This is a genomic window from Pseudomonas sp. TE12234 (assembly GCF_054061835.1).
Window position 1 is genome coordinate 101127 of the sequence record NZ_JBSSEP010000020.1, and the last position, 21237, is coordinate 122363.

Consider the following 21237-nt stretch of genomic DNA (forward strand, 5'->3'; position numbering starts at 1 on the left):
GGACCTGTTCGATAGACAATGCAACTTCTCTGGCTTTAGCGGGGGTGGAAATGTTCAGGGAGTAATGCGACCTCCCTGACATGCCTTTCGCCATTACATCTGTCTGTCGTTGCGCGCAGCAACCGCCACGGTGGTCGGGGAATCAGCAAGTGAAACGAATTGTCGTGTCGCGCCATCAAGCGCATCGATGCAACCTGCCTCAATGTCGTAGACCCAGCCGTGCAGATTCATTCGACCCTGCTCAAGCGCGAGTGCCACCGATGGGTGGGTACGCAGATTCGCCAGTTGCGCGATGACGTTTTCGCGCACGAGGCCATCGAGCTTCGCGCGAGGCGAGTCGAACTGATGCGCCGCGTTAATCGCCTTCGCGGCGTCCGAGTGACGTAGCCAGTTAGCGACAGCCGGAAGATGGTCCAGACACGTGCAGCGTGAAATCGCGCCCATCGCTCCGCAGTCCGAGTGGCCACAGATCACGATGTCCTGTACGCCGAGCACTGCGACCGCATATTCGACGGTAGCCGATACGCCGCCCGGTTCGGGACCATACGACGGCACGATGTTGCCGGCGTTGCGAATCACGAACAGCTCACCCGGTTCGCGCTGCGTAAGGAGCTCAGGCACAACACGACTGTCCGAGCAGGTGACGAATAACGCTTTCGGATTTTGTGTCGTCGCGAGCTGTTTAAAAAGCTCGACGCGTTGCGGATAGACATCGCGCTGAAAACGCAGAAAGCCGTCAATAATGTCACGCATGGAAATCTCCAAACCCAAGTGCCGAATGAAGGCACGTACTCGTGCCACCGTGGCCATTAGTATCGCAGACCTCAAGCGCAATTTGCTGTACTCGATCAACGGTGGACTCCGAGCCGAGACTCACGCGGAGGATGTGCGAAGCACCTTGGCAGCTGCCATTTATCTTTCACTGGCCGGAAAGGTGGTGAATTGCCGCGGTATTTATAAACACCCTATGACCGCATCTGGCCGGTTGTTGCCTGTCGCGATGGGCAGCAATCGACCCATTGTGGCCCTTCGCGAATGGCTGCTTATGGCCGATTTCCTGCTTGTCGCGAAGTCCTGAAAAATCGACCCTTGGCTGGCATCAAAGATCGTCCGATAGCCGGCTATGAACGCGGAAATGTCGCAGTGTGATCTCCCCCGTTATTGTTTCTGCAAATCATCGAGATTTCAGGCTTTATTGAAAAATGCGTTTGTCGTTTCGTACACGCGCAGGATCACGAGGAAGCCTTTAACCAATACTCGTAAATTATGAAAGGCGGCTTAGCGCCCGCCGTGGACTCAGATCTGCGGTTGCTCCTCATTCTTAACAACGACGACTTACGCATGGAAAGTCCTCGGTCAGGGTGAACGGTTTGGCATGAAATGTCGGTTTTTCGGCTTATACGCTTAAAACCTCAGGGCTAGGATGTATTGCCTACAGCGCGCGGAACTCTGATGCGTTGTCCTTTGTTCGCCCTTTCACAACCGGACTTGTCGGAATTTGAAAGCGCTCGAGAGACCAACCCTGTCGTTGTAACTGCCCATTAGGACTCGAATGGTCTGCGTTCTATTTCCCCAAGTCTCAACATACGATCAGGAGCAACTATGAATATTGAAGTAAGAAACAAATCTATCGTACTTAAAGCTTTCGATGCTTTATTCAATCAACGTGACTACGATGCAGCCGAGGAGTATTGGTCTGCGGACTATATTCAGCACAGTGCGCTTATCCCTCCAGGACGGCAGGGTTTATTTGACTTGATCAAAAGTCTGCCCAATACACTGACTTATGAACCCAGCGTAATAATGGCAGAGGATGACAAAGTGATGGTTCATGGCCGTTTCTCTGGAAACGGTAGTCCGACTGCGCTCATCGCAGTAGACATCGTGCGTCTCGAAAATGGCATTCTGGTCGAACACTGGGACGTGCTCCAGGACGAGGCCACCACAGTCAGTTCTGCCAGCGGCTTACCGATGTTCGGCGTACGTTTCCCGGATTCAATTGAGTAAAAGGGGGGCTGCGACGATCCAACAATGGCCCCTGAGATTAAATGGCGCTTCGGGGCGGGTATGTGTCTGCCCCGGCTGCGCCAACGAGGTTTCATACTCGATAGTTCAATATCGAGGGATTTCACAAGCATGAGTCGTCACACGATCCATTTCAGGGGAGTTTGAGTCCCGCTCTTTGTCGCATTCAGCAACTGATGCAGGCGCAATGCATCGTTGAACGTCGCCGCCGCATGGGTGCCTTCGGCAACATCCTGTGCATACACGTGATAGAGCTCTGCCAGTTCAAGCACGGCTGACGGCAATGACGAGGCCGGCAGGCGCTGATAATTCTCAGGCACGGGCAACACTTCCAGCGTCAGGTTATCGCCATGCGCGCCCTCGACGACATAGTCGTCGCCGACATCGCCAAACGCCGAACGGTTGGTGATTTTCAGGTCACCCCGGTCGCCGGTGATGTCGATCTGCACACCCGAGCCGTTGCGTTTGCCGCCTTCGATGTGGATCGAAATGACGCCGCCGTCTTCGAGCATGCCGCTGAGCACGAGTTGGTCGGGGGCGGTGCTGTCGAGCACTTCGCCGGTTTCCTTGATCGTCACTTTCGGGAACTGGTTGACCATCAACCCCGAGACGCTTACTGGCCAGCCAGTAGCAGTGAAAAGCATGTCGAGGAAGTGTCCGGCATAGATGGCGATGACGCTGGAGAAGTTTTCCTCGGGGGCAGTCCAGCGCAGGGCATTGGGGCGCAAGGCCTGGAAGTAATTCATGCTGACGTGCATCCGCACGGAGCGCACCTTGCCGACGTAGCCTTGTTGCATCAGGTCTTGCAGGTAGCGGTTGTGTGGCGCGTGGCGGCGTTGCAAGCCGACGATGTGGCGCACGCCGGCGTCCTTGGCCAGGTGCAGCAACTGTTCGGAGTCTGCAGTGGTGGTGGTCAGCGGCCATTCGCAGTAGACGTCTTTGCCGGCAGCGATGGCGGCGCGCACGGTTTTTTCGTGTTGCGGGGCGGTGTTGAGCACCACGACCAAGTCGACTTCAGGGTTGTTGACCAACGCGTCGACCGAGTCGGCGACCTGGCTGATGGCGTATTCACTGGCCGCGGATTCGGCGCGTTCGCGGCGTTCGCTGTAAACCGCTTGCAGGTGATATTGCGGCAGCAGAGTGAGCACGCGCAGGTGGCCGTGGCGAGCCCAGTTACCGACGCCGATGATGCCGACGCGAATAGGGGAGTGTGCAGTTGTCATGGGAATGTCCTCGTAGGGTTTGGCTGACGAGGTGAAGTCTAGGGAGCGCAGCCCCGCGGAAAAACCGGCCAAAGGGCCGAACACTGCGGACAGGAAAGGCGCTAATGGCCTGTGCGCCGGTTCAATTACGGAACGATTGATCCGCAGTGATCGGAGCCGCGCACCGTTTTTCCGCAGGGCTCGGATACCTAGTATGGCGCCACTCATTATTGTGGAGCTTTGCCATGAACGATCTGTCTGCATCACCGGCCACCGCTGCGCTCGCGCCAGCGCAGCCGTCCTCCTGGCGCGACTGGCTGTCGGTGTACGCGGTGGCCCTGGGCGCTTTTGCCTTTGTCACCACCGAATACCTGCCGGTCGGCGTCCTGCCGCAAATTGCCAATAGCCTGGGCATCACCGATGGTGTGGCCGGGTTGATGGTGACCGTGCCGGGCATGGTAGCGGCCGTGTCGGCGCCGGCGATCATGCTGGGCGCGGGGCGCATGAATCGGCGACACCTGTTGCTGCTGTTGACCTTGTTGCTGGTGGCGTCCAACGTCGTTTCGGCGGTGGCACCGTCATTGCCGATCATGTTGTTGGGGCGCGGCTTGTTGGGGGTGGCGCTGGGTGGTTTCTGGGCGGTGGCGATTGCGGCTGCCGGGCGGTTGGTCAGCGAGTCAAAAGCGGCGAAAGCGACGGCACTGATATTTGCCGGGATTACCTTGGCGACGGTGTTCGGTGTGCCGTTTGGTACGTTTGTCAGCACGCTGTTTTCGTGGCGGATGTCGTTTGCCGTGACCGCAGGATTGGCGTTGCTGGCGCTGGTTGCTCAATGGCTGACGCTACCCTCGCTGCCTTCCCGCGAGGGCTTGCAGGCGCGTGCGCTGTTGGCGTTTCTGTCCCGCAGCAATGCCCGGCGCAGCATGTTGTTGCTGGGCACGGTGGTGGCGGCGCATTTCACGGCGTACACCTACATTGCGCCGTTCCTTGGGCATGACGCGGGTTTCTCGCCGAGTGCGATCACTGCGATTCTGTTGGGCTTTGGCTTGGTCGGCATGCTGGCGAACTTCGCCATGGCCGGGAGCATCACCACGCACCTGCGTGCGTCACTGGGCGCCGTGGTGTTGCTGATGGTGATCGCGCAATTGGCCTTGCCCGGGTTGCAGGGTTGGGGCGTGACGTTGGCGGTGCTGGTGTGGGGTGTTGCCTACGGCGCAATTCCGCTGGGCGTGAGCAGTTGGATGCAACTGACGTCGCCGCAATTGCCGGAAGCCAGTTCCGCCATGTTGGTGACCACGTTTCAGGTGGCGATTGCTTCGGGTTCACTGTTTGGCGGCTTGATGGTTGATCACGCCGGCGTGTCTTCGGCGTTGTGGCTGGGCGCCGCCATCGGTGTGCTCGGTTTGGCGGTGATGCTCAGTTTCGGTCTCGGCAAAGCGCCGATTGCCGAGGCGCTGCAACGCTGAGTTCAGGCTTTGAGAATGTTGTCCTTGAAGTAGTCGATCAACACTCGCAATCTCGGTGCCGTCTGCTTCGACGCAGGCCAGAGCATCCACAGGTTGCCGGTGTGGTCGGTGTAGTCCTCCAGCACCACTTTCAGCCTGCCGTCGGCCAACGGCTGACGGATTGAAAAATCCGGCAGGCAGGCAATCCCCACCCCATCGATCGCCAGGTACGTTAGGGGGTCCATCGTGGTGCAGGTCAACGCCCGCGTCAGGTTCGGCTCGATGTGCGTATCGTCGACGCGTAGCGGCCAACGCTCGATCATCCCGGTGGCCGGAAACTTGTGCAGCAGGCACACGTGGCGGATCAAATCGTCCGGGTGTGTCGGATCGCCATGGCGCTCCAGATACGCTGGCGATGCCACCAACTGCAATTGATAACCCCCCAGCTTGCGCGCCATCAGCCGCGAATCCTGCGGCGCGCCCGTGCGGATCACCGCGTCGAACCCTTCCTCGATCACGTCCACCATGCGGTCGGACATGTCCACGTCCAGCTCGATGTCCGGGTAGGCACGCATGAATCCGGCCAGTACCGGCATGATCAATACGTTCTGGATCGGCACGCTGATGCGCACCTTGCCGCGCGGGGTGGCGGACAGTTCCAGCAATTCCATTTCTGCCGCTTCCACTTCGCTGAGGATACGCTTGCAGCGGTCCAGGAACAGCTCGCCTTCGGTGGTCAGGGTGACGCTGCGGGTGCTGCGATGGAACAGCCGCACACCCAGGCGTTCTTCCATCCGCGCCACGCTCTTGCCCACTGCGGATGAGGAGATTTCCAAAAGTCGACCGGCTTCGGTAAAGCTGCGGGTTTCGGCCACATGAATGAAGGCAGTAATGCCGCTGAGGCTGTCCATCATTTGAGGTGTGCTCGGTGCGCAGGGAAGGTCAATGCAGAGTAGAGGCGGGCGGGGGAATTGGGAAGGGACACCGGCTATTCATGGGGGCCGGTAACTTTCATGAACCTGAAGTGACGGCCCAGTCTGGCTGCACGCTCTGCATTTGAGTTTGCCAATCGTGCAGCCAGCGAATGGCCTGAAACGTCGGTATTTCGACCCATGTGCTTTTTTGTTCGTGCCTAGCATAGACCCTGAATTCACAGCACGGGCAACCCGCCCTTTTTCTCAATCATTCACGCTTTGCATTTGCGCAATCTCAGAGGACTCACCCATGAAACTCACTCAAAACACCATCTTCATTACCGGCGGCGGCTCTGGTATCGGCCGTGGGCTGGCCGAAGCACTGCACAAACTGGGAAACCACGTGATTATCTCAGGTCGGCGCAAGGGCCATCTGGAAGCCGTCGTTGCGGCCAACCCGGGCATGCACGCGGTCGAACTGGATATTACCGATCCAGCCAGTATTACCGCGGTCGCGAAACAGTTGATCAACGAATTCCCGCAGCTCAATGTGCTGATCAATAACGCCGGGATCATGTTGCCGGACACTGCGGCCGGCCAAGTGGATGACGAATTGCTGGTGTCGACCGTTACCACCAATCTGATGGGCCCCATTCGAATGACTTCGGCGCTGATCGAGCACCTCAAAAAAGCCGATGACGCCTATGTGGCATACACCTCCTCAGTGCTCGGTTTCGTGCCCATGGCGCTGACGGCGGTGTACAGCGCCACCAAGGCGGCGCTGCATTCTTATGCACTGTCTCAGCGCTTCATGCTGCGCGATACCTCGGTCAAGGTGCTGGAAATCGCGCCGCCATGGGTACGTACCGAGTTGATGAATAGCTCCGAAGTCGAACTGGCGATGCCATTAGATGAGTTTATTGCCGAGACGATAGCGGTGCTGGGCACGGACGCGGTGGAAGTTCTGGTCGAGCGGGCCAAGCCAATGCGCGCTAATGCCGGGGCGGATGAACACGCCTTTGTCACTGAGTTCAACACGCAGGTGTTGGAACTCTACGCCCAGTGAGGACCTGCGGCGCTTGCATGAGTGCGGGCGCCGTTATCCGAACATCGACAGTTCGATCTCCATGATCGCCAGCATTACAGCCAAAAAGTCCGAAGTGTTGGGAAACACGGCCCATTTATTCACTCCGGAAAATCACCTTTACTGATGCCAAGCGCCCCAACCCCGAAAGCCCACATGGCTATCGACCCGGGCAGATATCCAATCGCTCTACACATACACTTCAATCGAGGCAACCATGTCCAAACTTCATTCCCCAGTTAAAGTCGGGCGGTTCACCTTCGCCCACCGCATTGTATTGGCACCGCTGACCCGCATGCGTGCCGAAGAGGGCGCTCGTCCTGGCGCCCTGATGGCCGAGTACTACGCCCAGCGCACTTCCGAAGGCGGTTTGCTGATCGGTGAAGCCACCATCGCCGCGCCAAACGGCAACGGCTATCTCGGCGCACCTGGCCTGTTCGACGACAGCCAGATCGCGGGCTGGAAACACGTTACTGACGCCGTGCACGCTAAAGGCGGCAAGATTTTTCTGCAGCTTTATCATGCCGGTCGCCAATCCAATGTCGACGTGCAGCCTGCAGGCAGCATCCCTGTCGGCCCATCGGAAGTCCTGCACGGCGGCGTTGCTTACACCACCGAAGGTTGGGTACCCAATACCCCGAACCGCGCCCTGACCATCGAAGACATCACAGGCCTGGTAGAAAACTTCCGCACTGCTGCCGAACGTGGCGTGAAAGCCGGTTTTGACGGCGTGGAACTGCATGGTGCCAACGGTTATTTGATCGACCAGTTCCTGCAGGACAACAGCAACAAGCGCACCGACATGTACGGCGGCTCGTTCGAAAACCGCGCACGCTTTCTGCTGGAAGTGACCAACGCGCTGATTTCGGTGTGGGGCAGCGATCGGGTGGCAGTACGTGTCGGCCCGAGCGGCACCTGGGGTGACATGGGCGACAGCGATCCAGAAGGCCTGTTCACCTACGTCGCGCAACAACTGGCGCCGCTGAACCTGGCTTACCTGCACCTGATCGAGCCGCGCATCCTGGGCAACATCGAGGACGAGAATGCCGACCCGGCGCCGGTCGCTGCCCAACTGATGCGCAAACACTACAAAGGCGTGATCATTGCTGCCGGTGGCTTTGACGGCGAATCCGCCGAGGCCATCCTTCAGGCTGGCGACGCCGATCTGGTGGCTTTCGGTCGCCACTTCATCGCCAACCCGGACTTGCCGGAGCGCCTGCGCCACAACCTGCCGCTGAACGCGTATGACCGTCCGACCTTCTTTGGCGGTACCGAAGTGGGTTACACCGACTACGAGTTCTATAAAGAAGAAGCGACTGCGTAACGTCTTTCGCCGAGCGCGAACGACTGTAGCGTAGAGACCAAACGAAGCCCCCTCATGGGGGCTTTTTGGTTTGTACACGAGCTCTGATGAGCCCGGCAAAAAAGGACAAAACATGGCTCGAAATGCCGGTATTTCGTCCTGTGAGCCTTGCTGCCGCTCCCTAATATGGACCCATGGCACATTCAGCGTCATCGCTCGACGCGCCTGCGTGAACAAGCACGCTACATCTTTAACCCACACTTGATAAAAGGAATCATCGATGAAGTTTCTATCCGCTGCACTGTTAATGGCAACTTCCACCGTTGCGTCTTGCTACGCCATGGCGGCTACGCCGGCTACCGCGATGCACAACGTTGTGCTGGTACACGGCTCCTTCGCCGACGGCTCCGGGTGGCGCGGTGTCACGCAGATTTTGGAAAAGGACGGCTTTCATGTATCGGTCGTACAAGAGCCGGAAACCTCGCTGGATGACGACGTAAAAGCGGTCCAGCGTACGCTGGCCTTGCAGGATGGTCCGGCGGTATTGGTCGGACACAGTTATGGCGGTGTGGTGATCACCCAGGCCGGTGCCGATCCGAAGGTTGCCTCGTTGGTATACGTCGCGGGTATCGCCCCGGACACGGGTGAAGCGGCGGGCGAATTGCTGCACAAAATGCCGGCGGCCTCGACGGCGATTACCCCGACGGCGGACGGTTTCGTTTACCTGGCGCCGGACAAGTTTCGCGCCGACTTTGCCGCCGACCTGCCGGAAAAGCTCACCCACTTTATGGCGTTGTCTCAGGTGCTGACCAACGGCGCCAACTTCGGCCAGAAGATTACCTCGCCGGCTTGGAAGTCGAAGCCGAGCTGGGCCATCGTCGCCACCCAGGACCGGGCGATAAATCCTGATCTGGAACGCTTCATGTACACCCGTGCCGCGGCTCAGGTGACAGAAGTCAAATCCAGCCACGCAGTGTATATCTCGCACCCGAAGGAAGTGGCTGCGGTGATCGAAAAAGCGGCGTTGGCAGCCCTGCCAAAGTAACAGTCCCACGTCACTCCCGGCATGACTCTTCAAGGCCTTGTTGCAAACGCAGCAGGGCATTATTGCCGTGCGGCAGACCGCTGGCCCTCTTGCCCCCCGGCACTCTTGCAAGACATCAGGCTCCTGCGAGGCACTGGGAAGAGGAGGGTAGGGAAATGGCGCCGCCGACACCGGTAAATTCGCCGGGGAAGTCAGGTGCCGATACCGATCATGGACAACAACCAGCAGGAGCTAACCGATGATCACTCATCTTCAGAATAACGACGCCCTACACGCTGGTCAGCAGACCCAAGCGAGTAACCTCATCGTTGTTGAGTTGCGGCGCGAACGCCCGTCCGACATCGCCCAACAGATCAGCGGTTTTGTCGACAGCATGGCTGCACTACCAAACTGCTTTCGTTATGCGCTCGCTCCGCATCCCACCGATCGTCACACCCTGCTGATTCAGGGTGATTGGAGTTGTCCTCTGGCGATGGCCGAGCACTTTGAATCGGCCCTCTTGCAGGCGCTGATCGGTTATCTGCGTTCATCGTTTGTCTACCGGATGGAATTCAGCTGTCAGGGCCTTACCGTCTGAAGCCGCGTCACAGTGGCGTTAGTCTCCATCCCTTCCTTCCCTCTCGTTTCAGCGACACTTGTGGTCGCTGCGGCGCTTTGGCTCGCGCCCCAAAAAAGCGACTTTTTCGGTCAACGCACAATGGCTTGAAATGACGGTTTTTCGACTGATGTCCCAAACCGATACAGCCCAAGATACTTCAGCAGCGCAGAGCAGTTGGAGTTCCGCACTACTCACGGTGAGCCTCGGCCAGAAGTTACTGCTTCTTTCCTGCGGTACTTCACCACCCATTTCAACATCGCTATCCCGTTGGGAGTTCAATATGACCGATATCAAGAAAGCCATTTTTGTCCACGGCGCCTGGGCTGACAGTGACTGCTGGGACAAAGCCCGGGCGTTGATCGAAGCCGGTGGTGTCGCGACCAGCGTGGTGCATCTTCCCCTGACAAGGTTCAGCGAAGATGTGGCTGCGGTCGCAGAGGCACTCGATGCAGAAAGCGGCTCAGTGTTGCTGGTTGGTCACTCCTACGGTGGCGCGGTGATTACCCAGGCGGGTGTCCACAAGAACGTCGCGGGATTGGTCTACATCAATGCATTCGTTCCTGATGTCGGCGAGTCGGCACTTGGCCTGACAGCCCTTGTTGCGCCATCACCAATGAGTGCGGAATTGCGCCCGGACGAAAAAGGTTTCCTCAGTTTGACCCACACGGGTGTCTTTGAAGGCTTTGCCCAGGACGTCTCTGAACAGGAGAAAGTTGCCCTGTTCAAGAACCAGCGGCCAACCTCTGCCGAGGCTTTATCCACCCCGGTCACCGAGGCCGCCTGGCACAGCAAGCCAAGCTGGTATCTGCTCGCGACACAAGACAACGCCATCCCGCCTGAACTTCAATCAATGTTTGTGACCAGGATCGGAGCCGTGCATGCCACGGTGGACGCTGGGCATTGCTCGATGCTCTCCCAGCCTGGCGCAGTCGCTGAACTGGTGCTTCGCGCCGCACTCTGAGTCGCCGGTCCGACTCGGTGAATCACTACCGAACCCTATCGCATCGATATAAAACCTCTTTTCGGAGCACGCCTGATGAATGATCTACTCGCTTTCGCCGTTGAGGCCCACGGTGGCCTGGATCGCTGGAATAGCTTCGCAAGACTGCAAGCCAACGTTTCGATCGATGGTGCCATCTGGCACCTTAAGCAGCAGCCGGGTCAGCTGTTCGATAAAGAATTGGATATCGAGACCCAGACCCAGCGCCTGAGCATCACCCCCTTCGCCGGACCGAACCAACGCAGCGTGCTCCTACCAGGTCAACTGACCCTGGAAACCCTCGATGGAATCATCGTCGAACAACGCGACCAGCCCGCCGACTCCTTCGTTGGTCATACCCTGGAAAGCCCTTGGGACCTGCTGCATGTGGCCTATTTTGCCAGCGAAGCGCTGTGGACCTACCTGACTTCGCCTTTTCTCTACACCTACCCCGGCTTCGAATCCAGGGAGATCGAGCCATGGAAGGAAAACGGCGAAGTATGGCGGCGTCTGGAAGTCACCTTTCCTGATCATATCGAGAGCCATACCCGCAAGCAGATCACCCACTTCGGGCCGGATGGCCTGATGCGCCGCCATGATTACACCGTCGACATTCTTGGCGGAGCTACCGGCGCTAACTACGTCAGTGATTACTGCGAGGTACAGGGGCTGATGATGCCGACAAAACGCCGTATCTACGCCTACGACGAAGCTGGGCAAAAAATCCCCGAGCCTCTGCTTGTGTCGCTGGACTTCAGCAAGCTCATTTTCAGCTAATCGGCTCGTCCGCCACGCTGGGCGAACCCCAAGTCCGGCGTCTGCAATTCATTACCCCTTTTTGACTTCAGTTATTGCGGAGTACTTGCTCATGTCCATCGAAAATCTTTATGCCCCCCTGCAATTGGGTTCGCTGCAACTGCCTCATCGCATCGTCATGGCCCCCCTGACGCGCATGCGTTCAGCTGCCGGTGGTGTACCGACTGCCCTGAGCGCCGAGTATTACGCTCAACGTGCTTCAGCCGCGTTAATCATTACCGAAGCCACGGGCGTCAGTGTGCAGGGCATGGGTTATCCGAATATGCCGGGGCTGTACTCGGCCGAGCAAGTGGCCGGATGGTCCGCAGTGACCAAGGCAGTGCACGCTCAAGGCGGGCGCATCATTGCGCAAATCGTGCATGGCGGGCGGACTTCACATTCTTCCTATAGCCCCGAGGGCGCTTTGCCGGTGGCGCCATCTGCATTGGCTCCGGTCGACGGCCAGGCGTTTACTCCCGAATTTTCACTGGTACCTTTCGAAATCCCACGCGCTCTGGACATTGATGAACTGCCCGGCATCGTCAATGACTTTCGCCAGGCCGCTGAAAATGCGATGGCCGCAGGCTTTGATGGGGTTGAAATTCACAGTGCCAACGGTTACCTCCTCGACCAATTTCTTCAGGACAACAGCAACCTGCGTGAAGATGCCTACGGCGGTTCGATAGCAGGCCGCGCTCGCCTGCTTCTGAATGTGGTCGATGCGATCGCCCACACCATCGGCGCGGACAAAGTGGGTGTCCGTCTGTCGCCGTCGGGCAATTTCAATGACATGAAAGAAAGCAACCCCACGGACCTGTTCAGCTATGTCATCCAGGCATTGAGCGAGCGTGGCATCGCTTATCTGCACTTGATCGAGCCTCGCGCTTCGTCGGTAGGCCTGGGTGATGACCTGAGTTTGGATGTCGCGAACAACGCACGATTATTCCGCCGTCTTTTTAAAGGACCGGTGATCTCGGCGGGAGGCTACACCGCGCAGAGTGGCAGCGAAGCGATTGCTGCCGGGGATGCCGATGCCATCGCTTACGGGCGCATGTTCATTGCCAACCCGGATCTGGCCGCTCGTTTCAAATCCGGTGCTGAATTGAACGCGTACGACCGCAACACTTTTTACGGCGGCGCCGAAGTGGGCTACACGGACTATCCGACACTAGCCTCGGCTTGATTGAGACCCGGATGGCTTAACTCACATTTCCACAGCTGGAATACCATGAACTCAACCCAATTCATCAAAAGCAATCGGCCGCTGTATTGGCTGGCCTTAGGTACGTTTGCCGTCGGTACCGAAAGCTTCATGATTGCGGGCCTGCTTCCCGGCATGGCGAAGGATCTCGACGTCAGCGTTGCCAAGGCGGGCCAGTTGGTCACTGTATTTGCCCTGGCCTATGCACTAAGTTCTCCAGTGCTGGCTGCGCTGACCGGGAACCTGAACCGGCGCAGGCTGCTGATTGGTGCCATGGCGTTATTTTCGGTGGCCAATCTGCTGGCCTTCACGGCCAGTGGCTATTGGTCGTTGATGGCCGCGAGACTGGTGCTGGCGCTCGCAGCGGCAGTGTATGTACCCGGTGCGAACGCACTGGCCAGCGTGGTCGTGCCGCCTGAACAGCGTGGCCGCGCGATAGCTATCGTCAACGGTGGCCTGTCGCTCGCCATTGCCCTGGGTGTTCCGGCGGGCACCGTGTTGGGAGCGGCAATGGGTTGGCGCACCACGTTCGGCAGCGTCGCGATCATTGCCGCGCTGGCCGTTGCCGGTTTGCTGATAGGCCTTCCACGCGAGATAGGAACCGGACTCGCTACCGCCAGCCTGCGCCAGCGCATTTCAACTGCGGCTCAGCCAGCGGTTTTACATACGCTGCTGATCACTACGTTGTGGGCGATGGCGAGCTACACCACTTACACCTACCTCGCGCCGTTTTTGGAGGCCACTACTCTCATAAATGGCCCGGCGATAGGTTTCGTGCTATTTGGCTGGGGTGTTTCAGCCGCAATCGGCCTGGCCATCAGCGGCCGAACGGTAGACCGCAGCGGTCCGCGCGCAGTGATCCTGCCAGCGTTGGCGACATCCACTACCGCGTTCGTCGTCCTGTCGCTGGCGCCGCACTTTATCGACAAACAGTTTGTAATTGTGCCGGTTGTCCTCGCCATCGCTGCCTGGGGCGTGGCGCACTGGGCTTTTTATCCTGCCCAGCAAACGAGGCTGGTCGGCGTGGCTGGCGTTGCGAGTGCGCCGGTGGTGTTGTCGCTCAACGCCTCCTTCATGTACCTCGGTTTCTCAATGGGCGCGGGTCTTGGCTCCCTGACATTGCACTACAGCTCGTTGGCCAACCTTGGCTTTGTCAGCGCCCTCTGCACAGCAACGGCCTTGATCCTGGCCTACACATCCGGTCGCCGACCTGCACCGCAACTTCAACCTTCAAATTAACTAATCTGCACGCTCAAAAAGTAGCGTTCCAAGAATGAATAACGGCGACCAATGGCCGCCGTTATTCTGCTGCGAAAAAATAGAAGCTTATACGTCGGCGTTAGAACCGAAGGTCCGGCGCAACGATTGCGGGGATTGGCCATATACGCGCAAGAACGCCCGGCGCATACGTTCGCGGTCGCCAAATCCGGTCTCCGAGGCCACCGCTTCAAGCGTCAGGCGCCCCTGTTCGATCATCAATCGGGCGGCCTCCAGACGCAGATTTTCGATGGCCTTGGCGGGGGAGCTTCCGGTCTGCTCGCGAAAGCTTCGACTGAACTGCCGAGGGCTCAGGCACGCCGCATCCGCCAGGTCTTCTACGGAAAGGTCGCGACGCAGGTTTTTTCGAGCGAAATCCAGCGACTGCTGAATGCGGTCGGAGCTCGGACTCAGTTCCAGCATCGCCGAATGCTGAGACTGCCCACCTGCGCGGCGATGGTAAAGCACCAGCCGCTGCGAGACGGTCCGGGCCAGCGCGGCACCGTAATCCTTCTCGACCATACCGATGGTTAAATCGAGCGCAGCGGTCATGCCCGCCGAGGTCCAGATCTTGCCATCGATGATGAAGATGCGATCTTCTTCGACCTTGATTGCAGGGAATCTGTCGCGCATTTCCTTGGCGCGAGCCCAGTGCACTGTGGCTCGCCGCCCATCGAGCAACCCCGACTCGGCAAGCGCGAAAGCGCCGACGCACAAAGCGCCTACTCGCCGCGAATCGGCATTGGCTTCAACCAGAAAGGCGTGAATACCGCTCGACGCCGAACTGCGATCCATTGCACCGCTGATCAAGACGGTATCGAACTCAGTCTTGTTGAACTGCTGCGTATCAACCGAGGTGAACAGCGAGCTGGCGACCAGGCCGCCATGCTCGGAGAGCACGCTGATGTCATAGAGTTTTTCACCCGCAGCCAGGTTGGCAAACTCGAAAGCGGAAAGCGCAGCCAGGCTCATCACCTGAAAATCGGGCCGTACGATTAACGCCACACTTTGCATAAAGACTCCCGTTCGCCCAGTTGAACGCTGGTTTGAGGTATGGATTCTGCTGACATGCGAAACGCAAGCATGCGCGAAAATCGCGGGACTGCAAGCAGAACCGCGATTTCGAGGGGGCTAGCGTTTTGCGCCGGATAAATTCAGTAAGGCCGATATTGAGGTACGAGAAACTTCAACCCGCAGCCAGTGCATCATTGAACTGCATTACGAACTCCAGTTCGTCGGGCCCCTTGCTGGCACGCATTAGTTGAGCGCGTTAATCGGCTCGAAAAAAAAAACGTGTCATGGCCAGGTCGCAACCTAATGACCATCTGGTGACTGGCTGCAGATTCCAGTGCGCTGGAGTGGTCACAGTACTGATCATTATCGGTGGTGGTCATCAAGTTGGTCCTGCCGCTATCGGTGGTGTCGGGCGCGGCGTCTTGCGGCCCGACGCAATGAAGACAGATTAAGCAGCTTGAACTCCGTCAATAGGTCGCAATACCAACATTTCCGGCCATAAACTTGACCAACCCAAGGCCGAAAATGATGGTTTTACGGCCTTTACCGACATACGGGCGTTCACTACTCTGGCCCTATTTCATGCACCCGCCTTTGGAGCAAACCGCATGACTCATAAAGGCACGGCCGTTATAACCGGCGCTGGTACAGCAATAGGCACAGCTTTCGCCCACCGACTGACTCAGCGGGGCTACGACTTGATTTTAATTGCGGTGGATCGGCCGCAATTAATGACGCTCGCTGCAGCGCTGACTGACTCCAGCGGACGATCGGTGGAAGTGCTGAATGCCGATTTGGCAGTGTCCGCCGAAGTTGTCCGCATCGAGGCCTTGTTAAGCCAGGACGCCAGTATCACATTGCTCATCAACCATCACGACATCACTGAGGAAAATGAGATAGGGGCCACAATCGCCTTGGGGATCACTGCTCCCGTACGTTTGTCTTACGCGTTGGCAACTGGTTTCGTAAAGAGGGGCGCCGGAACGGTTATCAATCTGGTGCCCGTGTTCGAGGCGAGTTCCGGTGCTGCCATTGAGTCGGCGAATAGCGCTTTTTTGCTCTCGCTATCCCACGCGCTAAGGCAGCATTTCAATAAAGTCACAGTACGTGTTCAAGCAATTTTGTATGCAGGTTCACAGCAGACCCAATATCAAAGCGCAGTGGCCATTGTGGATGCCGCGCTAGAGGATTTTGATTCTGGAGAAGCCATCTCGCTACCCAAGTTTGCCGATCGGGTGATATGGAATAAATTCGAGGTTGCCCGGCTGGAATTGCTCAGTCGGGTAGCAGGGGCGCCCAATATCGTCTCACCTGCACGTCTGCTCCATTGACCTGCGGTGGGTAGCGAATGCGTGTCTCCCCGCAAGCGGCTTCCCCCTGCGTGTGAAACCCACAACCTGTGAGTCTATGTGTTGGGTTTCCTGTTGATCGTTTGCTTCGACCGATTGTTTAACGTTTACATGCACAGTATGCGTTAGCGGAAAATTCCTTCCTTGACTTCGGCAAGACGGATAGCGTGATCGCCTCGCTCGATAACAGGTCGGAACCTCCTGCGAGGTTGCTGGCGGCGATGCTGGCAGGACCTTTGGGCACGAAATAGGTCATGCTATTAACCACGCTGTTGGACGCGGCTCACCTATCCTGGTTTGCTAATGATGAAAATCCCAGGGTCGCTTCTGCCGAATAGACTGCTCATGACTGTGAGCCACTCTCCGCAAACGGCCGCTATGGGGCGATTTCGGCTGGTGACGACAGGCTGCTATTGGCCGATTCTGTTGAAAAAGTCGGATTTTCAGATCGCCTGAACCCAGGCACGACCACCACCGGAGAACCGACTCACCACATAGCGTGGTTTTTCGGCCCTTCGGTAATCTTTGCTGCTCTGTTATGGGGTTAATTTGAGGTTTTTTACTGGGTGCAGGCGCACCTATCCCGTGACTGGTGGCCCTTGAGATGAAAATTTGGCCAACCGTCGCAGGTTCTGCACCGCAGCGGCCAGCGTGAATTCATCGGTTGCGCCGCTCATGCCACGTAGTCGCAAGCGATCCAGTTTCAGGATGCGTTTGAGGTGGGCAAACAACATTTCGACCTTCTTACGTTCGTGGCGAGAGCGCACGTACTCCGGCGTCGCTGCGATGCGTCGAGCGACATCACGAGCAGCTTCATGAACGCTGCGGACGATTTTGCGAATCGAAGTGTTGGGGCAGCACTTGGCTTTCATCGGACATGTCGCGCAGTCGGTCTGTCTGGATCGGAAGATGATGGTGTTGGCTTTTGTGACGTGCGAACGCTCGTTTTTGAAGGCTCGCCATTCGCTGCGTAATACGTTGCCGGCTGGGCAGCGGTATTCCTCGGCCTCTTCATTCCAGTGGAAATCGTTACTCGAAAAGCTGTCGTTCTTGCGCTCGGTTTTGTCCCACACCGGCACATGCGGCTCGATGTCTTTTTCCTCCACCATCCAGGCCAGCATCGGCGCGGTGCCGTAAGCGGTGTCGCCAATGAGGCGTTCCGGATTGATGTCGAACTGCGCTTCGACCCGATCGATCATCGTCTTGGTGCTCTCGACTTCTGCGGTTCGATGAGCCGGTGTGGGTTCCACATCCATGATCACGCCGTGCTCGGTATCGATCAGATAATTCGTGGAGTAAGCGTAGAACGCTGGGCCGCCTGGCGCAGCGGTCCAGCGGGCCTGAGGATCCGTCAGCGACAGGCGCTTCGGTAGCGTTTCGGCCAAAGCCTCTTCATCGAGGGCTTCAAGGTACTCTCGCACGGCGCGGGTGCTCAGGGCTGGATCGCTCCAGTTGACCTGTTCATCACCCGGTATGCCGCGCTGCCGACTCGCATCCGCTTTGATGATGCTGGCGTCCACGGCAAAGCCTTCGCCTTTAACCAAACCGGCGTCCATGCAGCGACGCAACACTTCATTGAACAACCAGCGAAAGAAATCGCTGTCCCGAAAACGGCCGTGACGGTTCTTGGAAAAGGTCGAGTGATTGGGGACTTCATCTTCAAGGCTTAACCGGCAGAACCAGCGATACGCCAGGTTCAAATGGGCCTCTTCGCACAGCCGACGCTCTGAGCGAATGCCGTAGCAAAAGCCCACGATCAGCATGCGGATCATCAACTCTGGGTCAATCGAAGGACGCCCAATTGGGTTGTAAAAATCGGCGAGGTAATGGCGTAAATCGCTCAGATCGAGACACCGATCAATGCTACGCAGAAGGTGATTGGCGGGGATGTGGTCTTCAAGGTTGAACGAGTAAAACAGCCGTTCCTGCCCACTCGATAGCTGTCCCATCATGCTGCGTGCTTCCCTGCTGGCCAATGTAGAGATTTTGCCGCAGGCCAGATAGCAGAGCTACTTTTTCAATAAAATCAGACGAACACGGTCAGTCAAAAAACTCCATACCTGCATACGGCTGGCGCCGACATTGCTCAAGCCTTGAAGCTAGGCTGCCTACATGCACTTCCAGACGATGCCCATCGGGATCCGAAAAATAAAACGAGTTACCTTCGCTCGAATTGGATTTCCACTCAATAACGTTACGAAGCCGCAAGTAAGCGGTGACTTCTTCAAAATCATCCTGCCCCACCGAAAACGCATAGTGGGTGTAATCAGGCTGTTTTTCCGCCACACGGCTCTCATCGAGAGACAGACAAAGCCAGAGATCACCAAGGGAAAGATAAGCCCCCGTCTCCCAGCGGGCAGCCAATCTAAAGCCGGGTAGAGCCACATAAAACTCAATGCTGCGAGAGAGGTTCACAACCGCCAACGTAAAATGATTCAAGCCAGTCAACATGAGCATCTATCCAGAACCAATCCACCAGAATGGTTGAGGATATCAACATCGACTTTTTCAACACAATCGGCCGGTAGGTGACTGTTGTGACCGGCTGAAAACGGCCCATTATCGCTGCCCTTCTCGAAAGGCATCTGGTGGCAGGGGATTTAACCGGTCGCCTCAACAGATTGGCTCAATCACTCCAGCCAAGCGTTGAGGGTTGATGGCAAGGGGCATCAGACTGCGTAACCCGCTCAGTCAGAGAGAAAATGTTACATCGTGTCTGGGCTCGATTGGCTACCACACTTCAACTCCAGCGCCAGCAGGTCCGACAATGGCTGCGGACGTCTGATCAATTTGGTTTGCCCTTGCTCGATCAATACTTCCGGCAACAGGGGGCGGCTGTTGTAATTGGATGACATTGAGGCACCGTACGCGCCTGTATCGTGCAGGATCAGCAGGTCGCCAACTTGCGCCTCGGGCAGCAAACGCGGGGTCACGCCTTCTTCATCCTGAGTGAAGATATCTCCGGATTCACACAGGGGGCCGCCCACCACGTAGTCATGTTCAGGGCGATTGACATGGGCACCCTCGGCGTCCAGCAAGGTCATGTGGTGATAAGCGCCATAGAGGGCTGGCCGCATAAGGTCATTGAAGCCGGCGTTCACCAGGATGAAGTTTCGGCTACCGACTGTTTTGACCGCACGCACTTCGGTCACCAGGCAACCTGATTCGGCTACCAGAAAACGGCCGGGTTCGATTTCCATCCGTACCGGATGCCCCAGAAACGCCTCGATATCATGTCTCGCCTGGCGCCATGCGTTGGCATAACGCTGGATGTCCACTGGCACATCGCCCTCGCGGTAGGGTGTGGAAAGTCCGCCGCCGATGGAAAACGCTTCGATATCGTGGTCGAGCACTTTCACGGCCGAGACCATGGCACAACCTACTTGCTCCAGATGCGCGTAATCCACGCCCGAACCAATATGCATGTGCAACCCCACGAGCTTCAGCCCGAATTGCCGAATAACGTCGAGCGCTTCATGAATCCGATCGTGCCAGATGCCATGTTTGCTGTTTTCACCACCGGTATTGGTCTTGCGGCTATGACCGTGTCCGAACCCGGGGTTGATCCGCAGCCAGACGCGATGGCCCGGTGAGCGTTCGCCCAGTTGGCGGAGCATGTCGATAGAACCGGTATTGACCTCGATACCCAGTTCGATGGTGCGGCGTAATGTCTGCTCGTCGAACAGATCACAGGTAAAGACAATGCCTGCCGGTGTGCCGGCAGGACTGAAACCTGCCAGCAGTGCCCGCTCGATTTCACCCAGTGAGACGGCATCGACCCGAACGCCTTGCTCCCTTATCAAACGCAGAATGTGCAGATTGGAGCAGGCCTTTTGTGCGAATCGAACGGTCTCGAAGCAGGCCAGTTGATCAATGCGTGCCTTGATGGTTTGTGCGTCATAGCACCAGAACGGGGTGCCATGTTCTGCGGCGATTGCGGCGAATTGCTCGAAGGCGGGCTGGTTGGGCATGGTGTCGTTGATCTGAGGATAAGGAAGGAGTCCATCATGCCGATTGCAGGTTATTCAATAAAATATCTTTTTTTTGCTGGTTAATTCAGTTTTGATATGGGATTCAATTTATCAACGAAGGCGGGGTATGAAAGTCTCCTTGCGGCATATCGAAGTTTTCCGGGCGATCATGCAGGCAGGCAGTGTTACAGGCGCTGCACGTTTGTTATTGACCTCCCAGCCGACGCTGAGCCGGGAACTCGCGCGGTTTGAAAGCCTGTCGGGGTTGCGTCTGTTTGATCGGGAAGGAGGAAGACTGGTACCGACGGCGCAGGCGATGATGCTGCTCGAAGAGGTCGAGCGCTCCTATATCGGGTTGGAACGAATCAACAGCGTTGCTCAGTCGATCCGACGCTTCGAACATGGCCAACTGAGTATCACGTGCCTGCCGTTGTTCTCCCAGACGTTGTTACCCAGCGTCTGCAAGCACTTTCACCAGCAGTATTCGGGGATTGGCTTGAGTATCACTGCGCAGGAATCGCCTTTGCTTGAGGAGTCACTCAGCGCCCAGCGTCACGATCTCGGGTTGACCGAAAGTGAGCATGTGCCCCGAGGTACTCGCGGGCAATTGCTCTTTTGCGCCGACATGGTCTGCATACTGCCGCAAGGGCACCCTTTGCTGTCCAGGCCGCGGCTGGCATTGGAAGACTTTCGCGGTGTCGATTTCATCAACTTGTCGGGCCTGGACATTTACCGTCAGAAACTTGATGAGCACTTTGGTCAGGCCGGTGTCGATCGGCGTACCGTAATCGAAACTACCAATGCCGCTTCGGTCTGCGCCATGGTCAGGCAACAACTGGGGGTGGCGATCATCAACCCGCTGACCGCCGTGCAGGAGGCGGGCAGCGAATTGGTCATTAGGCCGATCAACGTATCCATTCCCTATCGTGTCATGTTGATCAGGCCCGATTACCGACCCTCGTCGGTTTTCGTCGAGGCCTTTTGCCAGGCTCTGGGGGACGAGGCGTTATGTTTAACCAAGGCCCTGGACAAGAGAGTGGGGGAGCGCAATTAGG

At 57.4% G+C, this 21237-nt stretch carries 20 protein-coding genes; 13 read left to right on the forward strand and 7 right to left on the reverse strand.

Features of this window, described 5'->3' with window-relative positions:
* Window positions 1–93 precede the first annotated feature (93 nt).
* Complete coding sequence (locus ACVWYU_RS25490; RefSeq protein ID WP_090327402.1) at window positions 94–753, reverse strand: carbonic anhydrase; 660 nt, start codon at window positions 751–753, stop codon at window positions 94–96.
* Between ACVWYU_RS25490 and ACVWYU_RS25495 the strand changes: the two genes are divergently transcribed.
* Window positions 752–1078, forward strand: coding sequence for a hypothetical protein (locus tag ACVWYU_RS25495; protein ID WP_457374003.1), 327 nt, complete (start codon window positions 752–754; stop codon window positions 1076–1078). The genes ACVWYU_RS25490 and ACVWYU_RS25495 overlap by 2 nt on opposite strands.
* Window positions 1079–1602: 524 nt before the next feature.
* Window positions 1603–2007 (forward strand): nuclear transport factor 2 family protein, encoded by a 405-nt coding sequence (locus tag ACVWYU_RS25500; RefSeq protein WP_390955638.1) that lies wholly within the window; start codon window positions 1603–1605, stop codon window positions 2005–2007.
* A gap of 137 nt (window positions 2008–2144) precedes the next feature.
* On the opposite strand, the gene ACVWYU_RS25505 is transcribed toward ACVWYU_RS25500, so the two are convergent.
* Window positions 2145–3248, reverse strand: a complete 1104-nt coding sequence (locus ACVWYU_RS25505; protein ID WP_457374004.1) for a Gfo/Idh/MocA family protein — start codon at window positions 3246–3248, stop codon at window positions 2145–2147.
* 224 nt (window positions 3249–3472) lie between these two features.
* Here ACVWYU_RS25505 and ACVWYU_RS25510 point away from each other — a divergent pair, with 224 nt between their 5' ends.
* Window positions 3473–4693: an MFS transporter gene (locus tag ACVWYU_RS25510; RefSeq protein ID WP_457374005.1), complete on the forward strand. Its 1221-nt coding sequence runs from the start codon at window positions 3473–3475 to the stop codon at window positions 4691–4693.
* Window positions 4694–4695: 2 nt separating this feature from the next.
* On the opposite strand, the gene ACVWYU_RS25515 is transcribed toward ACVWYU_RS25510, so the two are convergent.
* On the reverse strand, window positions 4696–5583 hold the full coding sequence (locus ACVWYU_RS25515; RefSeq protein ID WP_390959917.1) for a LysR family transcriptional regulator: 888 nt from the start codon (window positions 5581–5583) through the stop codon (window positions 4696–4698).
* Window positions 5584–5896: 313 nt separating this feature from the next.
* On the opposite strand from ACVWYU_RS25515, the gene ACVWYU_RS25520 reads away from it, so the two are divergent.
* The 8 genes from ACVWYU_RS25520 to ACVWYU_RS25555 all read left to right on the forward strand — a co-directional run bounded on the left by ACVWYU_RS25520 (window position 5897) and on the right by ACVWYU_RS25555 (window position 13830).
* Window positions 5897–6652 (forward strand): SDR family oxidoreductase, encoded by a 756-nt coding sequence (locus tag ACVWYU_RS25520; protein ID WP_390955641.1) that lies wholly within the window; start codon window positions 5897–5899, stop codon window positions 6650–6652.
* Window positions 6653–6887: 235 nt separating this feature from the next.
* Window positions 6888–7994 carry an alkene reductase gene (locus ACVWYU_RS25525; RefSeq protein WP_457374006.1) on the forward strand — a complete coding sequence of 369 codons (1107 nt, stop codon included), beginning with the start codon at window positions 6888–6890 and terminating at the stop codon, window positions 7992–7994.
* Between the two features lie 259 nt (window positions 7995–8253).
* Window positions 8254–9018: an alpha/beta fold hydrolase gene (locus ACVWYU_RS25530; RefSeq protein ID WP_457374007.1), complete on the forward strand. Its 765-nt coding sequence runs from the start codon at window positions 8254–8256 to the stop codon at window positions 9016–9018.
* A 238-nt stretch (window positions 9019–9256) separates the two neighbouring features.
* Entirely contained in the window at window positions 9257–9595 is a 339-nt protein-coding gene (locus tag ACVWYU_RS25535) for a hypothetical protein (RefSeq protein WP_457374008.1), read from the forward strand.
* Between the two features lie 301 nt (window positions 9596–9896).
* Entirely contained in the window at window positions 9897–10577 is a 681-nt protein-coding gene (locus ACVWYU_RS25540) for an alpha/beta hydrolase (RefSeq protein WP_457374009.1), read from the forward strand.
* Between the two features lie 75 nt (window positions 10578–10652).
* Entirely contained in the window at window positions 10653–11372 is a 720-nt protein-coding gene (locus ACVWYU_RS25545; protein ID WP_457374010.1) for a hypothetical protein, read from the forward strand.
* 91 nt (window positions 11373–11463) lie between these two features.
* Window positions 11464–12573, forward strand: coding sequence for an alkene reductase (locus ACVWYU_RS25550; RefSeq protein WP_457374011.1), 1110 nt, complete (start codon window positions 11464–11466; stop codon window positions 12571–12573).
* Between the two features lie 45 nt (window positions 12574–12618).
* Window positions 12619–13830, forward strand: a complete 1212-nt coding sequence (locus ACVWYU_RS25555) for an MFS transporter (RefSeq protein ID WP_457374012.1) — start codon at window positions 12619–12621, stop codon at window positions 13828–13830.
* Window positions 13831–13917: 87 nt separating this feature from the next.
* Here ACVWYU_RS25555 and ACVWYU_RS25560 read toward each other — a convergent pair whose 3' ends face one another.
* Entirely contained in the window at window positions 13918–14862 is a 945-nt protein-coding gene (locus ACVWYU_RS25560) for a GlxA family transcriptional regulator (protein WP_390955649.1), read from the reverse strand.
* Between the two features lie 608 nt (window positions 14863–15470).
* On the opposite strand from ACVWYU_RS25560, the gene ACVWYU_RS25565 reads away from it, so the two are divergent.
* Window positions 15471–16193, forward strand: a complete 723-nt coding sequence (locus tag ACVWYU_RS25565) for an SDR family NAD(P)-dependent oxidoreductase (RefSeq protein ID WP_390955650.1) — start codon at window positions 15471–15473, stop codon at window positions 16191–16193.
* Window positions 16194–16789: 596 nt separating this feature from the next.
* Here ACVWYU_RS25565 and ACVWYU_RS25570 read toward each other — a convergent pair.
* The 3 genes from ACVWYU_RS25570 to lysA all read right to left on the reverse strand — a co-directional run bounded on the left by ACVWYU_RS25570 (window position 16790) and on the right by lysA (window position 20182).
* Window positions 16790–18163, reverse strand: coding sequence for a transposase (locus ACVWYU_RS25570; RefSeq protein ID WP_457374024.1), 1374 nt, complete (start codon window positions 18161–18163; stop codon window positions 16790–16792).
* An 88-nt stretch (window positions 18164–18251) separates the two neighbouring features.
* Window positions 18252–18662, reverse strand: coding sequence for a fosfomycin resistance glutathione transferase (gene fos, locus ACVWYU_RS25575; RefSeq protein ID WP_150754103.1), 411 nt, complete (start codon window positions 18660–18662; stop codon window positions 18252–18254).
* 254 nt (window positions 18663–18916) lie between these two features.
* On the reverse strand, window positions 18917–20182 hold the full coding sequence (lysA, locus tag ACVWYU_RS25580; RefSeq protein ID WP_457374013.1) for a diaminopimelate decarboxylase: 1266 nt from the start codon (window positions 20180–20182) through the stop codon (window positions 18917–18919).
* 127 nt (window positions 20183–20309) lie between these two features.
* Between lysA and ACVWYU_RS25585 the strand changes: the two genes are divergently transcribed.
* Window positions 20310–21236 carry a LysR family transcriptional regulator gene (locus tag ACVWYU_RS25585; protein WP_457374025.1) on the forward strand — a complete coding sequence of 309 codons (927 nt, stop codon included), beginning with the start codon at window positions 20310–20312 and terminating at the stop codon, window positions 21234–21236.
* The last annotated feature ends 1 nt before the right edge of the window (window position 21237 follow it).

Excerpts from the sequence above, each read along its gene's own strand:
- ACVWYU_RS25495 (WP_457374003.1), top strand. The coding sequence starts at position 752 with ATGGAAATCTCCAAACCCAAGTGCCGAATGAAGGCACGTACTCGTGCC.
- ACVWYU_RS25490 (WP_090327402.1), bottom strand. The coding sequence starts at position 753 with ATGCGTGACATTATTGACGGCTTTCTGCGTTTTCAGCGCGATGTCTAT.
- ACVWYU_RS25500 (WP_390955638.1), top strand. The coding sequence starts at position 1,603 with ATGAATATTGAAGTAAGAAACAAATCTATCGTACTTAAAGCTTTCGAT.
- ACVWYU_RS25505 (WP_457374004.1), bottom strand. The coding sequence starts at position 3,248 with ATGACAACTGCACACTCCCCTATTCGCGTCGGCATCATCGGCGTCGGT.
- ACVWYU_RS25510 (WP_457374005.1), top strand. The coding sequence starts at position 3,473 with ATGAACGATCTGTCTGCATCACCGGCCACCGCTGCGCTCGCGCCAGCG.
- ACVWYU_RS25515 (WP_390959917.1), bottom strand. The coding sequence starts at position 5,583 with ATGGACAGCCTCAGCGGCATTACTGCCTTCATTCATGTGGCCGAAACC.
- ACVWYU_RS25520 (WP_390955641.1), top strand. The coding sequence starts at position 5,897 with ATGAAACTCACTCAAAACACCATCTTCATTACCGGCGGCGGCTCTGGT.
- ACVWYU_RS25525 (WP_457374006.1), top strand. The coding sequence starts at position 6,888 with ATGTCCAAACTTCATTCCCCAGTTAAAGTCGGGCGGTTCACCTTCGCC.
- ACVWYU_RS25530 (WP_457374007.1), top strand. The coding sequence starts at position 8,254 with ATGAAGTTTCTATCCGCTGCACTGTTAATGGCAACTTCCACCGTTGCG.
- ACVWYU_RS25535 (WP_457374008.1), top strand. The coding sequence starts at position 9,257 with ATGATCACTCATCTTCAGAATAACGACGCCCTACACGCTGGTCAGCAG.
- ACVWYU_RS25540 (WP_457374009.1), top strand. The coding sequence starts at position 9,897 with ATGACCGATATCAAGAAAGCCATTTTTGTCCACGGCGCCTGGGCTGAC.
- ACVWYU_RS25545 (WP_457374010.1), top strand. The coding sequence starts at position 10,653 with ATGAATGATCTACTCGCTTTCGCCGTTGAGGCCCACGGTGGCCTGGAT.
- ACVWYU_RS25550 (WP_457374011.1), top strand. The coding sequence starts at position 11,464 with ATGTCCATCGAAAATCTTTATGCCCCCCTGCAATTGGGTTCGCTGCAA.
- ACVWYU_RS25555 (WP_457374012.1), top strand. The coding sequence starts at position 12,619 with ATGAACTCAACCCAATTCATCAAAAGCAATCGGCCGCTGTATTGGCTG.
- ACVWYU_RS25560 (WP_390955649.1), bottom strand. The coding sequence starts at position 14,862 with ATGCAAAGTGTGGCGTTAATCGTACGGCCCGATTTTCAGGTGATGAGC.
- ACVWYU_RS25565 (WP_390955650.1), top strand. The coding sequence starts at position 15,471 with ATGACTCATAAAGGCACGGCCGTTATAACCGGCGCTGGTACAGCAATA.
- ACVWYU_RS25570 (WP_457374024.1), bottom strand. The coding sequence starts at position 18,163 with ATGATGGGACAGCTATCGAGTGGGCAGGAACGGCTGTTTTACTCGTTC.
- fos (WP_150754103.1), bottom strand. The coding sequence starts at position 18,662 with ATGTTGACTGGCTTGAATCATTTTACGTTGGCGGTTGTGAACCTCTCT.
- lysA (WP_457374013.1), bottom strand. The coding sequence starts at position 20,182 with ATGCCCAACCAGCCCGCCTTCGAGCAATTCGCCGCAATCGCCGCAGAA.
- ACVWYU_RS25585 (WP_457374025.1), top strand. The coding sequence starts at position 20,310 with ATGAAAGTCTCCTTGCGGCATATCGAAGTTTTCCGGGCGATCATGCAG.